General features: G+C 46.8%; 14 protein-coding genes and 1 tRNA gene. 11 read left to right on the forward strand and 4 right to left on the reverse strand.

Annotated features, from left to right (window positions below; translation table 11 throughout):
• The first annotated feature begins 240 nt into the window (after window positions 1-240).
• Entirely contained in the window at window positions 241-1,047 is an 807-nt protein-coding gene (gene dkgB / locus Q1A40_RS18835; RefSeq protein WP_300003726.1) for a 2,5-didehydrogluconate reductase DkgB, read from the forward strand.
• Between the two features lie 52 nt (window positions 1,048-1,099).
• Here the strand turns inward: dkgB and yafC are convergent, their stop codons facing one another.
• Entirely contained in the window at window positions 1,100-1,996 is an 897-nt protein-coding gene (gene yafC, locus Q1A40_RS18840; protein ID WP_300003729.1) for a DNA-binding transcriptional regulator YafC, read from the reverse strand.
• Window positions 1,997-2,100: 104 nt separating this feature from the next.
• Between yafC and Q1A40_RS18845 the strand changes: the two genes are divergently transcribed.
• The 3 genes from Q1A40_RS18845 to Q1A40_RS18855 all read left to right on the forward strand — a co-directional run bounded on the left by Q1A40_RS18845 (window position 2,101) and on the right by Q1A40_RS18855 (window position 5,005).
• Window positions 2,101-3,264 (forward strand): MFS transporter, encoded by a 1,164-nt coding sequence (locus Q1A40_RS18845; RefSeq protein WP_300003732.1) that lies wholly within the window; start codon window positions 2,101-2,103, stop codon window positions 3,262-3,264.
• Between the two features lie 127 nt (window positions 3,265-3,391).
• Complete coding sequence (locus Q1A40_RS18850) at window positions 3,392-4,189, forward strand: endonuclease/exonuclease/phosphatase family protein (RefSeq protein ID WP_300003735.1); 798 nt, start codon at window positions 3,392-3,394, stop codon at window positions 4,187-4,189.
• A gap of 48 nt (window positions 4,190-4,237) precedes the next feature.
• Window positions 4,238-5,005, forward strand: coding sequence for a class I SAM-dependent methyltransferase (locus tag Q1A40_RS18855; RefSeq protein ID WP_300003738.1), 768 nt, complete (start codon window positions 4,238-4,240; stop codon window positions 5,003-5,005).
• A gap of 37 nt (window positions 5,006-5,042) precedes the next feature.
• On the opposite strand, the gene mltD is transcribed toward Q1A40_RS18855, so the two are convergent.
• Together mltD and gloB are read right to left on the reverse strand one after the other, a co-directional pair.
• Window positions 5,043-6,449 carry a murein transglycosylase D gene (gene mltD / locus Q1A40_RS18860; protein ID WP_300003741.1) on the reverse strand — a complete coding sequence of 469 codons (1,407 nt, stop codon included), beginning with the start codon at window positions 6,447-6,449 and terminating at the stop codon, window positions 5,043-5,045.
• A 70-nt stretch (window positions 6,450-6,519) separates the two neighbouring features.
• Window positions 6,520-7,275, reverse strand: coding sequence for a hydroxyacylglutathione hydrolase (gloB, locus tag Q1A40_RS18865; protein WP_300003743.1), 756 nt, complete (start codon window positions 7,273-7,275; stop codon window positions 6,520-6,522).
• A gap of 39 nt (window positions 7,276-7,314) precedes the next feature.
• Here gloB and Q1A40_RS18870 point away from each other — a divergent pair, with 39 nt between their 5' ends.
• Window positions 7,315-8,082, forward strand: coding sequence for a class I SAM-dependent methyltransferase (locus tag Q1A40_RS18870; protein WP_300003745.1), 768 nt, complete (start codon window positions 7,315-7,317; stop codon window positions 8,080-8,082).
• Here Q1A40_RS18870 and rnhA read toward each other — a convergent pair.
• Window positions 8,030-8,506, reverse strand: coding sequence for a ribonuclease HI (gene rnhA / locus Q1A40_RS18875; RefSeq protein ID WP_300003748.1), 477 nt, complete (start codon window positions 8,504-8,506; stop codon window positions 8,030-8,032). The genes Q1A40_RS18870 and rnhA overlap by 53 nt on opposite strands.
• A 53-nt stretch (window positions 8,507-8,559) precedes the next feature.
• On the opposite strand from rnhA, the gene dnaQ reads away from it, so the two are divergent.
• From dnaQ to Q1A40_RS18905, 6 genes are all read left to right on the forward strand, one after another.
• A complete protein-coding gene (dnaQ, locus tag Q1A40_RS18880; protein WP_300003751.1) occupies window positions 8,560-9,291 on the forward strand; it encodes a DNA polymerase III subunit epsilon in 732 nt (243 codons plus the stop codon).
• 131 nt (window positions 9,292-9,422) lie between these two features.
• A tRNA-Asp gene (locus Q1A40_RS18885) sits at window positions 9,423-9,499 on the forward strand.
• Between the two features lie 431 nt (window positions 9,500-9,930).
• On the forward strand, window positions 9,931-10,329 hold the full coding sequence (locus tag Q1A40_RS18890) for a hypothetical protein (RefSeq protein ID WP_300003754.1): 399 nt from the start codon (window positions 9,931-9,933) through the stop codon (window positions 10,327-10,329).
• Between the two features lie 424 nt (window positions 10,330-10,753).
• Entirely contained in the window at window positions 10,754-12,145 is a 1,392-nt protein-coding gene (gene ltrA / locus Q1A40_RS18895) for a group II intron reverse transcriptase/maturase (protein ID WP_300003757.1), read from the forward strand.
• 101 nt (window positions 12,146-12,246) lie between these two features.
• Window positions 12,247-12,561 (forward strand): PTS fructose transporter subunit IIB, encoded by a 315-nt coding sequence (locus Q1A40_RS18900; protein WP_300003760.1) that lies wholly within the window; start codon window positions 12,247-12,249, stop codon window positions 12,559-12,561.
• Window positions 12,554-13,669 (forward strand): PTS fructose transporter subunit IIC, encoded by a 1,116-nt coding sequence (locus Q1A40_RS18905; RefSeq protein ID WP_300003763.1) that lies wholly within the window; start codon window positions 12,554-12,556, stop codon window positions 13,667-13,669. The genes Q1A40_RS18900 and Q1A40_RS18905 overlap by 8 nt, the downstream gene beginning before the upstream one ends.
• Window positions 13,670-13,750 lie beyond the last annotated feature (81 nt).

Raw genomic sequence — 13,750 nt, forward strand, 5'->3', positions numbered from 1 at the left:
AGCGGTAGTTCAGTCGGTTAGAATACCTGCCTGTCACGCAGGGGGTCGCGGGTTCGAGTCCCGTCCGTTCCGCCACCTATTTAAGCCCTGAGTCATAGACTCAGGGCTTTTTTATTTCCTCACTGCAAATCATATTATTGCTTTTAGAGCAAAAGTATCCTGCATTGTTCGATCTTTTTGTATAGAACTCTTTTCGTCATAATCCGCCTCGTACAGAAAACTTTCTTTAATGAGGTAAAAATGACTCTTCCTGTATTCGGCCTTGGTACATTTCGCCTGCAAGATGACGTGGTTATCGCATCAGTAAAAACAGCGCTGGAGCTGGGCTATCGTGCTATTGATACCGCGCAAATTTACGATAATGAAGCCGCTATCGGCCAGGCACTGGCAGAAAGTAATATCAAACGTTCCGAGCTATTTATTACCACCAAAATCTGGACTGAAAATCTCAGTAAAGATAAGTTGCTACCTTCCTTGCAAGCAAGTCTTGAAAAGTTAAAAACAGATTATGTCGATTTAACTTTGATTCACTGGCCATCACCACAGAATACTGTGCCGGTGGCGGAGTTTATGCAGGCTCTTCTGGCAGCAAAAGAAGCAGGCTTAACGCGCCAGATTGGTATTTCTAACTTTACGGTAGCACTGATGCAGCAGGCGATTGATGCAGTAGGAGCTGAAAATATTGCAACCAACCAGATAGAGCTTTCCCCATATCTGCAAAACAGCACTGTAGTTGAGTGGGCCAGACAGCATAATATTCATATCACGTCATATATGACACTGGCTTATGGTAAAGCGTTGGGAGATGAAACTATCAACAATATTGCGAGGAAACATAATGCTACTCCTGCACAGGTGGTTCTTGCCTGGGCAATGGCACTTGGCTATTCCGTGATCCCTTCATCAACTCAACGCGCCAATCTGGAAAGTAACCTGCAAGCGCTGGATCTAAAACTGGATACAGAAGATATGCGGGCAATTGCAGCTCTTGAAAAAAATGATCGTTTAGTTTCTCCAAAAGGTCTGGCTCCCAACTGGGACAATTGATCAACTGAGTAGATGATGTAAAAAAAGGAGCCTGAGTTCCTTTTTTTACTGATTACATACCTGGAGATTGTAGCTGTTCACTGACAAAGTCAACAAACGCTCTGATACGTGTGCTGACCGCACGATCGCTATAATAGACAGCACTTAATGGCATCTCTACCGGCAGGCGTTGTTCGGTAAATAACTCAATGAGTTCTCCGCTCTCAATCTCCTTATCGATCATAAAATCTGATAAACAGGCAATGCCGTTCCCCTGCAGGCAAAGTTGCTTTAACGTTTCCCCGCTGTTGGATGAAATGCCCGGCTTGATCTCAACTAGCTGCCCGTCTGGTAATGCAACAGGCCATTGATTCAGTGAGGATGGCTCGGTAAAGCCAAGGCAGGTATGGTTATCCAGATCTGTAATGGCAGTGGGCGTACCATATTCAGCGAGATAGCCTGGAGTGGCTATCAACTTACGATAACTGATGCGTAGCGGGCGGGCACGTAAACTGGAATCTGTTAAATGGCCAGCCCGGATCGCAACATCGACTTTTCTTTCAATTAAATTGATGAAATTCTCCGATGATACCAAAGACAGAATGATATCGGGATAACGCTCTCTGAAAGGTTTCACCAGAGGCATCAGCAGGTGTAGTAGTACCGGGGTTGCGGCATCAACCCGCAGTAAACCACGGGGGGTTTTTTTACTTTCTGTGAGTTCATTTTCTGCCGCCGCCATTGCCTGCAAAATTTGCTGCACATTGCGAAAATAGCGATTTCCTTCCTCAGTCAGACTTAACTGACGTGTTGTACGGTTTAGCAAGCTAACACCCAATTTCATTTCCAGTCGCTTTACAGCCCGGCTAATCGCTGAATTTGCCTGATTTAACTGTTCGGCTGCCCGACTAAAACTGCCGCTTTCCACTACGGCTACAAAAACAATTAACTCTTCTGTTGTTGCCTTCATTATTGCTCCATAAGCAAAATTCTATTGATATTTTGTCTATTTTTGTTATTTAACCATCAAGCCATACTGCCTGTCATCAAATGACGCTTGTTATGGAGTAATCTATGCCTCTGGCTCTACTGGCACTGACGATCAGTGCATTCGCTATTGGAACCACCGAGTTTGTTTTGGTGGGACTGATACCCACTATTGCTGAGCAGTTATCTATTTCGGTACCTTCTGCCGGATTACTGGTTTCTATCTATGCCCTTGGTGTGGCGATTGGCGCACCGGTACTCACGGCTTTAACGGGAAAACTGGCACGTAAACAATTACTTATTGGTCTGATGGTACTGTTTACTTTCGGCAATTTACTGGCTTGGTTATCTCCAAACTACCAGACATTGATTATTGCTCGTTTACTTACCGGACTGGCGCACGGTGTCTTTTTTTCTATCGGTTCGACGATTGCAGCAAGTCTGGTTTCGAAAGAAAAAGCGGCTTCCGCTATTGCGATTATGTTTGGTGGACTGACGGTTGCACTAGTCACAGGTGTTCCTTTAGGCACCTTTATCGGGCAACAGTTTGGCTGGAGAGAAACCTTCCTGGTAGTTTCTGCTATCAGCGTGATCGCTCTGATAAGCAGTATTATCCTGATCCCTAAAAATATACCAGGCCGTGCTATATCAGGCATCAGAGAGCAATTACAGGTTCTTACTCATCCGCGGTTACTGCTAATTTATCTGATTACAGCTTTAGGTTATGGTGGCGTCTTTACCGCCTTTACTTTCCTTGCTCCGATGATGCAGGACTTAGCGGGTTTCTCTGCTTCATCAGTCAGTTGGATCCTGTTAGGGTATGGTGTTGCGGTGGCTATTGGTAATATTTGGGGGGGAAAACTGGCCGATAAGAAGGGGGCCGTTCCAGCTCTCACATTTATTTTCGCTGCATTAGCTTTGCTGTTATTACTTTTGCAGGTCACCGTTCATTCTTCTGTTCCTGCATTACTTACGGTACTGGTGATGGGAATCTTTGCTTTTGGTAATGTCCCGGGACTGCAGGTTTATGTAATGCAAAAAGCAGAAATCTATACGCCTAATGCAGTGGATGTCGCTTCAGGTCTGAATATTGCTGCATTTAATATTGGTATCGCTGTTGGCTCAGTGATTGGAGGGCAGACGGTACAACATCTTGGTCTGACTCAGACGCCATGGATTGGTGCGATGATTGTTGCTCTTGCCGTTATTCTGATTATCTTGAGTGGCAAACTCGATAAGCGCTCGTGTTAGAGACATGATTTATGCCTTACCGGGCAATGCTGTTATCAGTTCATTGAAAATTTAGGCTAGAATCCCTATAACTAAAACAGTTCTGAATTTTTTGAATATCTTTAGTGAAAGGGGTCATCAGCTAAACGTGCATAAAAAAATGTATTCCATGCGCTACACTGCGGGTCAGCCAGCAAAGCGGATTCTTGCATCAGGTTCATTCTCTGCTCTCAGCAATGCATTGCCTGCCGGCTTGCCTTTGCCGGGAGCCGATAAACTACGCATACTCGTGTGGAATATTTTTAAGCAACAGCGCACAGACTGGTTATCAGTACTCAAAACCTTCAGCAAAGATGCGCAATTGGTCTTATTGCAGGAAGCACAAACTACACCTGAACTGGTAGGATTTGCCACACAAAACTATCTTGGTGCCGATCAAGTTCCCGCATTTGTGTTGCCACAGCATCCCTCCGGTGTAATGACGCTTTCTGCCACACACCCGGTATTCTGTTATCCTCTGCGCGAACGTGAGCCTATTTTGCGTCTTGCGAAGTCAGCGCTGGTCACCGTCTATCCATTATTTGACGGACGGCTGTTAATGGTTATCAACATTCATGCAATTAACTTTAGCCTTGGGGTGGATGTCTATAGTAAACAACTGGCTCCTATTGGTGAGCAAATTGCGCACCATACCGGTCCGGTGATTATGGCGGGAGATTTTAATGCCTGGAGCCGTCAGCGCATGAATGCGCTTTATCGATTTGCCCGTGAAATGACCTTGCGGCAAGTCCGTTTTATTGATGACCATCGTAGCCGTGCTTTTGGTAAACCACTCGATTTCGTGTTCTATCGTGGTCTGAAAGTGGCCGAGGCTTCTGTGTTGATCACTAAGGCATCAGATCATAACCCACTCTTGGTTGAGTTTTACCCTGGCACGCCTGAGTAAACGTCTGCCGCGGTCAGCTTCTCTTTTCTTTATTGCAAGGATATGACTATGGCAATTCAGTCTCATCACGACAAAGTTAACCAACAATTTAGCTCCCAGGCTAACGCTTATCTTAGTAGCTCAGTGCATGCTTCAGGCCGCGATCTGGAACGTCTCAGTGCACGCCTCGGTGATTTTCAGAATGCCGCTGTCCTGGATATGGGATGCGGAGCAGGGCATGCCAGTTTTATTGCTGCGGCAAAAGTCAAAAATGTTGTCGCATACGACTTGTCCAGCCAGATGTTGGCTCTTGTTGCAGAGACTGCACAAACGCGGGGTATTACTAACCTGACGACTTCTCTTGGTTATGCAGAAGCCCTTCCTTTTGATGAAGAAACCTTTGATGTGGTTATCAGTCGCTACTCTGCACATCACTGGCATGATGTGGGTCAGGCGTTGCGTGAAGTTAAACGCGTTCTGAAGCCCGGTGGTACTGTTATTTTTATGGATGTGTTATCTCCGGGATATCCCGTGCTGGATATCTGGTTACAAACCATAGAAGCCCTGCGCGATACCTCACACGTACGTAACTATGCCAGTGGTGAATGGTTGCGACTGTTTAATGACGCGGGGCTGATGATTCGCCATGTTAACTGTGACAAGCTGAATCTTGAATTTACGAGCTGGATAGCCAGAATGCGTACGCCGATTGTGTTGGCGGATGCGATTCGCGCCTATCAGAAAAGTGCGTCAGATGAAGTGAAGCGTTACTACGACTTGCAGCGTGATGGCTCATTTACCAGCGATACTATTATGCTGGAGGCAAGTAAAGTCTGAATAAAAAAGGCACCCTAAAAGGTGCCTTTCTTCTGCTTTAACTGGCAGGTTTTCGATTGCTTTTAACAAACAGCGTTAGCTGATCGCCTGGTTTAATCAGATCTTTACCATTGTTCCAGCGCAGCAAATCTTTGGTGTTCAAACCATGGCGTTTGGCAATACTCGACAATGAATCACCCTTACGCACTTTATAAGTGATGCTATTGTTAGCTGCAAGACGCGTACTGCTGTTTGCCGCCACACGACGATTACCGCTTTCAAGCTTCAGCGTCTGACCCACTTTTAGTCGAGAATTAGGCAGGTTGTTCCATGCTTGCAGCGATTTACTGCTTACACCGTGACGTGAGGCAATCGTTGATAAGGTATCGCCAGAACGAACCTTATACAGCTTACTTGCGGCAGGACTTGCATGGTTGCTGCTCTCAGTCTCTTTGGCTACCTGTGCTATAGGAATATCACCAGCGGCAAGAGAGGTGCGTAACTGCTGTGCATGCCGCTTGGGCACCATAACATATTGCTGATTACTCTGACCTACGGTGGCATTTTTAACCCCCGCATTAAAGGTCTTGAGTTTCTTCAACGACATGCCCGTCACTTCTGCAATCTGTGCAAGCTTAACCGGATCGTTCACTTCAACGCGTGCCAGAGCCCGATTTTCATCTGTCGAAGGTAAACGAATACCATATCGTTTACTGTTCTGGAAAATATCGCTCAGTGCCAGCATTTTAGGGATATAAAGCTTGGTTTCTTGTGGCAAAGAAAGCGACCAGAAATCTGTTGGTTTGCCCTGGGCTTTATTCTTTTTGATTGCATTCATTACGCGACCTTCGCCGCTATTAAATGCCGCAACGGTTAACAGCCAGTCACCATCAAACATCTTGTTCAGGCGTTGCATCATATCCAGCGCAGCAGTCGTTGACGCGACTATATCGCGACGTCCGTCGTAAGCCTGCGTTTGTTTCAGTCCGTAGTTGCGACCCGTGCTTGGAATAAACTGCCAAATACCAGCGGCATTTGCACTAGACGTCGCATGGGGATCAAAAGCGCTCTCCACTATGGGTAATAGTACCAGTTCCATTGGCAAGTTGCGTTGCTTAACTTGTCCAGCAATCCAGTACATGTACGGCTCAGCCCGTAATGATACATCGTGGAGATAGCTCTTGTTACTCAGGTACTTCTGTTTCTGTTCGCGTACCCGGATGTTATCCGGTATTTCCATCTCTAGCTGGTTGCTAATCGAGCTCCACAGGTTGTCATCTTGCGCAAGAAAGCTTCCATCATCTAACCAACGCGAGTAGGTCTCTCGACCCGTAGGTTTACCTGCTTCACTCAGACTTCCAGTAGACAGACTCTGAGCATGCTGAGGAGCGCGGGCATCATTTTTATTAGCGCCCTGGCACCCAACCAGCAAGACAGAGGCGAATAATATCGCTCGTGCCTTCATATATGTGTCTAAGGTTGCTTAAAAGACGAGCGATGATACCGTCGTCTGCTCAGCAACACAACCAAAATATTCAGAAGGCATCTTTTTTCGCCCTTAACCAAGCAAAGATCTTGTTAGGTTGTTGAAACAAGATATCTTTTTTTGCTTTTCTTTGTAAATCAGGATCTTCTGTTCGTAAGAAAACATTCACTTGACGCTCTTTTGCCAATGTTGAGGGCAAAGTAGGCTGCTTTTCCGCACGTAACGCCTTAACTTCTCTATAAAATCTATTTATGTATTCATCCTCTGGTAACAAGCTTAACGCAAAGGCAACATTTGATTCCGTATACTCATGTGCACAGCAGATTAACGTTTCTGAAGGAAGCTGATTAATTCGTTGAAAAGACTGATACATTTGATCGGGGGTACCTTCGAAAAGGCGTCCGCAGCCAGCTGAAAAGAGGGTATCGCCACAGAATAACCAGGGGTAAGAGAAATAGCTTATATGACCCAACGTATGGCCTGGGGTAGCTATTACACTGAAGTCATGATTAAGTAACCGTAGACAATCACCTTCTTGAACGACCTTTGTCAGACCGGGAATGCTAATCTCCGCTGGGCCATAAATCGCAATCTCGGGATAGTTTTCTTTCAGCTGTCGGACACCTCCCACATGGTCTGCATGATGATGGGTAAGCAGTATGGCAACAGGTTGCCATTGATGTTGGGCAATAGCTCTCAGAACGGGAGCCGCTTCACCGGGATCAACAATTACACATTTTCCCTCTGTATCAGAGAGTACCCAGATGTAGTTATCCTGGAAGGCGGAAATACTGGTAAGCTTCATGAATCGTTCTCTCTTTAACCACTAGATAGTAAGGTATGGATGAAACCAGCAAGAATCACAGGCCATCTCACCGCCCCCACTCAGTGGGAAACCCTTCCCTGGGGGCGACAGTCAAAACTGGCGCTGGAACAAGAACTACACCCTTGGCTTGGCAAAATCTTTGGTTTTCATCTGTTGAAAATCGGTAACCTGAGCGCAGAAATCAATACAGAAGACTGCGCTATCTCACATCAGGTTAATATGGCGCAACAGGGCGATAATCTGCAAGTACAAGCCAATCCACTCTATTTGCCGTTTGCTGAAAAATCAGTTGATGCTTGTTTGCTGGCCCATACTTTAAATTGGTGTTCAGACCCTCATCGCTTATTGCGTGAAGCAGATCGCGTCTTGATTGATGATGGCTGGTTGATCATAAGCAGCTATAACCCGATAAGCGTGGTTGGTGTCGGTAAACTGATCCCTGTTTTGCGTAAACGTGCTCCTTTTAATAGCCGTATGTTTACCTCAATGAGGCTGCTTGACTGGTTATCATTGATGAATTTTGAGGTGATGTATCGTCGTGGTTTTCAGGTATTGCCCTGGCATAAACAAGGCGGGAAAATGTTAAGTACCCATTTTCCCGCACTGGGAACAATGCAGGTGATTATTGCCCGCAAACGTACGCTTCCTCTGACACTCAACCCACTTAAAAGTCGCCAAAAAAACAAACAGATCCGCTCTGCTGTTGGGGCGACCAAACAATACAGGGAAAATATCAAGGTGCCGAAACGTCAGGCTGATAACCCACATCCTCACGATCAGGTTTAGAGGCTGCATTACGTGCCAGCTCGTCGCAGCGTTCATTTTCAGGATGCCCGGCATGCCCTTTGACCCAGAGCCACTCAATTTCATGGTGGCTCAGAGCGGCATCAAGTCGTTTCCATAAATCAACGTTCTTGACGGGCTTTTTATCGGCCGTTTTCCAGCCCCGTTTTTTCCAGTTATGGATCCATTGAGTAATACCCTGGCGGACATACTGACTATCGGTACTGAGAACGACAACACAAGGTTCAATCAGACCTTCAAGTGCAGTGATGGCGGCCATCATCTCCATGCGATTATTAGTGGTTAAATAAAAGCCCGCACTGTAGATCTTTTCATGCTGTTTATAGCGTAAGATTGCACCATAACCCCCCGGTCCTGGATTACCAAGACAGGATCCATCGGTGAATATTTCTACCTTCTTTCGCATTTCTGGTAGACTTCCTGTGATTAAAAAAACCAAGTCTGACACAAATGAGCGCCATGAGCACAGCTATTACACGACAGATTGTCCTCGATACCGAAACCACGGGTATGAATCAGATTGGTGCCCACTATGAAGGACATCGCATTATTGAAATCGGTGCCGTTGAAGTCATCAATCGCCGCCTGACAGGGAATAACTTCCATGTTTATCTGAAGCCCGATCGCCTGGTTGACCCGGAAGCCTTTGGTGTTCACGGTATTGCTGATGAGTTTTTGCTGGATAAACCGACCTTTGCCGATATTTCGGATGCCTTCCTTGATTACATTCGTGGTGCAGAACTGGTCATCCATAACGCCTCGTTTGATATCGGCTTTATGGACTATGAATTTAAGATGCTGGGTAGGGGCATAGCGAAAACAGAGACCTTCTGTAAAGTTACCGACAGTTTAAGTTTGGCGCGGAAAATGTTTCCGGGCAAACGTAACAGTCTCGATGCACTTTGCTCCCGCTATGAAATAGATAACAGTAAGCGTACGCTGCATGGCGCATTACTCGATGCCCAGATCCTGTCTGATGTCTATTTGATGATGACGGGGGGACAGACATCACTGACCTTTGCTATGGAAGGAGAAAGTCAGCAGCAAACCGGGAATGACGGTATTCAGCGCATTGTTCGTGGTGCGGGTGGATTACGGGTTATTCAAGCCAGTTCAGAAGAATGTCAGGCCCATGAATCACGCCTTGATTTAGTTCAGAAGAAAGGCGGCAGCTGCCTGTGGCGCAGTTAATTATCTGAAAATGCGTTAAAAAACAGCACTTAGATTGTTTTTAGCGCAAACGCGCTTTTTTAGAAGAAAAATGATTGACGCTTTAAGAGGTACATCGTAATATTCGCCTCGTTCCCGCAAGGGGACAATGCGGAGCGGTAGTTCAGTCGGTTAGAATACCTGCCTGTCACGCAGGGGGTCGCGGGTTCGAGTCCCGTCCGTTCCGCCACATTCGAGACCCACGCTTGAGAAAGCGTGGGTTTTTTGCTTTTTGTCTTCGGTATCATACACACCCAGTCTTCTGATTTTCTCTCCTTACCGCGCGGTTTAATTAGCGACTTAACCGATTAGAAAAAATTATCTTCCCTGTGGCATTCAGATTGACGGCTATTGTATTTAGTCGATTTTTATCATGCGTCCTTTTTTAAATAAATCAAAAAATATGATGATTAATATAACGAAACAGGATTATTTCTAATTTTTATAAAATTCATTTTTTATCATGTTAAATGTTTGTGCAATTAATCACAGTTATACTGCGCTTTTTATTTTATCTTGCTGAGTATTATTGGTTGTGGAGTTGACTTCGTTATGCCTGAAAACATAATTATCAAACATATGCTTTTTGTTTTGCTGTCTTTAGACCGCAAAATGAAAACTATGCTTGATAATTTATGCTGGTTTAATGCGGTTAATAGCCTGGCTGAAAGTGATGCTGTTGAAGCTGAATGTATGGATATACAAATGGCTAAAGAGTGGTCGCAGTTATGGGACTGTGCGGGCCAGACATTATGTGCCAGTATTCAGCAACCTTTTCATCATCAGTCGCACGCCGGTTCACAGGTTCAAGAACCTGGACTTAACAGTCGTAAACGTGAGGAACTGGTATTTAGTTTTCGTAATTCTAACCTGTATCAGCTGTTAGTCTGCCGTCATGCGGGCGGTTCGGACAGTGAAGGATGGGCTAAAAAATTAGTTTTGTCTGCACAAAGCACAATGCGCGTTTTCGCCATTGTGCTTTTTTTTTTAGTGCGCCGAGCATGGCGCGTAGCGCCTTGACGGGCGCTGTCAGTTGACTGTGGTGGTTAACTGATGACTTGGAGGTGAAAGTCCTCTACACACCCGGTAAGGGGAAGTGTTAGCTGAACGGCAAGGGTGTTCATCGTGAGGTGAAATCTGAAGGAAGCTGAAAGCAAAATGCGGGTCTGACGAACAGGAAGCGGTTCAGGCGGCACAGCGGGGTAAGGCGGCTAATATCGTCAACGCCCAATACTTACACGGAACGCTGTGACGTAAAACCGACAGACATATGCAGGAAGGTCACGCGAATTACCTCGGGAGATCTGCCATTCTGCCACTGTGCTACCGATATCGAGAGGTATCGGGATGGAATGTCAGAAGTCAGCCGATGCCGTAGTAGTACCGGCTCACCACCAGTATGAAGGGCTGAACATGTTAACCGTAATTAGGACACGGATACTCGATGTCGATTAATGATGCACAAGGGCAAGTGATTGCCACCGCCAGCCAGGGTAGCGAACAGTATTCGCGAGAGCAGCTTAGTGGTGCTGAAATTGGCACGGTGGTCAGTGGGCGAACGAAAGCGGAAGTGCCGTTGACAATCGAAACGGTGACAGAAAGAGCCAATATGATGCTGGCCTATCAGCGGGTGGTGGAAAACAAAGGTGCCGCAGGGGTGGATAACCTCAGCGTGTCGGCGTTGAAGCCCTGGCTGAAAGAACACTGGGCAAGCATCAAGAGTGCATTGATGTCAGGACATTATCTGCCCCGTGCGATACGCAAAATGGATATCCCAAAGCCAGATGGCGGCGTGAGAACATTGGGTATCCCGACGGTGGCAGACAGACTCATCCAACAAGCGATAGCGCAGAAACTGAGCGCTGTCGTCGACCCGACCTTCTCAAACTCCAGTTATGGCTTCCGTCCGGGGCGCAACGCATGGCAGGCCGTGCGTCAGGCACAGGTCTACATGAACAGCGGTAAACGCTGGGTAGTTGACATGGATCTGGAAAAGTTCTTCGACAGAGTGGATCACGACATATTAATGTCGCGGATAGCCCGGTGCATCAAGGATACACGGCTATTGAAACTAATACGTCGCTACCTTGAGGCCGACAGTGTCGACAGTAATAAAGAGAGAGTCAAACGAGTGAGAGGTATGCCGCAAGGCGGGCCGTTATCGCCGTTGTTGTCGAATATCTTGTTAGATGATCTGGACAAAGAGCTGGAGCGACGTGGACACAGCTTCTGTCGGTATGCAGACGACTGCAATATCTATGTCAGCAGCCGAAAAGCGGGTGAACATCTTCTCAGGGGTATCAGTGAGTATCTGGCGGATACGCTGAAACTGACGATAAACGAAAAGAAGAGTGCGGTGGCAAGGCCATGGGATCGCAAGTTCTTAGGGTACAGCGTCACAAGGCATAAATCTGTTCGCCTGAAAGTGGCAGACACGAGTGTGGCAAGGCTGAAGGATAAACTCCGCAGCCTGACCACAGGGCACAGCTCGGCGTCAGTAAAAGCAGTCATCAATAAACTCAGGCCGGTCCTCAGAGGTTGGGTAAGTTACTTCCGTTACACCGAAGTAAAAGGAGTACTGGAAGAGCTGGATAGCTGGATAAACAGGAAGTTACGCTGCCTTCTCTGGAGGCAATGGAAGCGCACAGGAACGCGAGCAAGAAAGTTAATGCGAGCGGGCTTAACGGAAGAAAGGGCGTGGCGTTCAGCGAGCAACCAAAGAGGAGCCTGGTGGAACTCGGGAGCCCGCCATATGAATCAGGCGATAAAAGTATCGTTATTGAGGAGTGCGGGCTTACTGTCCCTGCTCGAACAGCACCGGCAGTTCCAGCGTTAACATGAACCGCCGTATACGGAACCGTACGTACGGTGGTGTGAGAGGACGGCAGGAGTGATCCTGCCTCCTACTCGATTGGTCTCAATTTAAGAGGATGCATTATGTACATTGTTTGTGTTGCCGCTTGTCCAACTGGCGTTGCTCATACCTATATGGCTGCTGAATCTCTGGAAGTGACAGGAAAACAGCGAGGCCATGAGGTGAAAGTCGAAACCCAGGGCAGTATGGGGGCTGAAAATGAAATTACCGCAGATGACCTGATGCGTGCGGATGCGGTAATTATTGCTGCCGATGTTGCCATTAGCGGTAAAGAACGCTTTGACGGCATGATTAAACTTGAATGCAGCGTCTCGGATCCTATCAAGTTTGGTGATGCCGTATTTGAAGCTGTAGAGAAGGAGATGTCCCATGGCTAAATTTCAGGCGGATAACCAGCAGTCGACAGGCGTTGAGATTAAAAATGCCATTATGACCGGCGTATCCTGGATGCTACCGTTTATTATTGCTGGTGCGGTACTTATGGGGATAGCCCGCATTGGTGCATCCTTCTATGGTATTGATAATATTTGGGATGCCAGCTATGAGCAAGCCGATACAGTTATCCGGCTGCTGCATAAATTTGATGGTTTTGGTGGCCTTGCGTTGTCCCTGATGCTTCCGGTTGTTGCAGGCTATATCAGTTTTGCTCTGGCGAATAAGCCAGGCCTGGCACCAGGCATGATCGGTGGTCTGCTGGCAGGAAACCTCGGAACGGGTTTTCTGGGAGCGCTGGCTGCGGGGTTTGTCGCTGGATATATTGTTCGTGCTCTGAATCGTTATATTAAACTGCCTAAATCACTGGCATCAGCAGGGCCAATTTTTATTCTGCCCGTTGGTGGGACACTGCTGACGTGTGTTGTGATGGCCTTTTTCATCGGCAGTCCTCTGGCTGCACTCAATCACAGTATGGAAAGCTGGTTGATGTCGATGTCTGGCACCAACCGGATTTTACTGGCAGCAGTTATTGGCGGTATGGTGGGCTTTGATCTGGGAGGACCTGTCAATAAAGCGGCTGTGACAACGGCCATGGCGCTACTCGCCTCAGGCATTTTTGATCCCAATACTGCGGCTCAGGTCGCGATTATTATTCCTCCGATTGGTATCGGTGTTGCGACATTGATCTGGTCTTCACGCTTTCCTCTTTCTCTGCGCGAAGCGGGTAAAGCGTCAACGTTGATGGGATTAATCGGGGTTTCAGAAGGGGCGATTCCCTTTGCGTTATCAAATCCAAGGCTGATTATTATTAACGTTATTGGCTCTGCGGTAGGGGCGGCTATGGCGGTAGGGCTGGGGTCGATTAACCATGCACCTATATCCGGATTTTATGGCTGGCTGGCAGTAGAAAAATGGCCTGTTTATGTACTGTCAATTGCCTGTGGTTCTGCCATTATTACTTTTGGATCGTTGCTTATTTTCCGTGGTGAATCAGAAAGTCAGGAACTTAAAAAAGAAGTAAAAACACCTAAGTTTAAAGCCAGTCGTTAAATGTATCATTGATACGTTTTAATTATTTTCCCTGTATTGAGCGCAGATAAATATCTGTGCCGGATACGTACGTATAAAAAC

This window comes from uncultured Cedecea sp., assembly GCF_947498825.1.
Lineage (GTDB): Bacteria > Pseudomonadota > Gammaproteobacteria > Enterobacterales > Enterobacteriaceae > JGM124.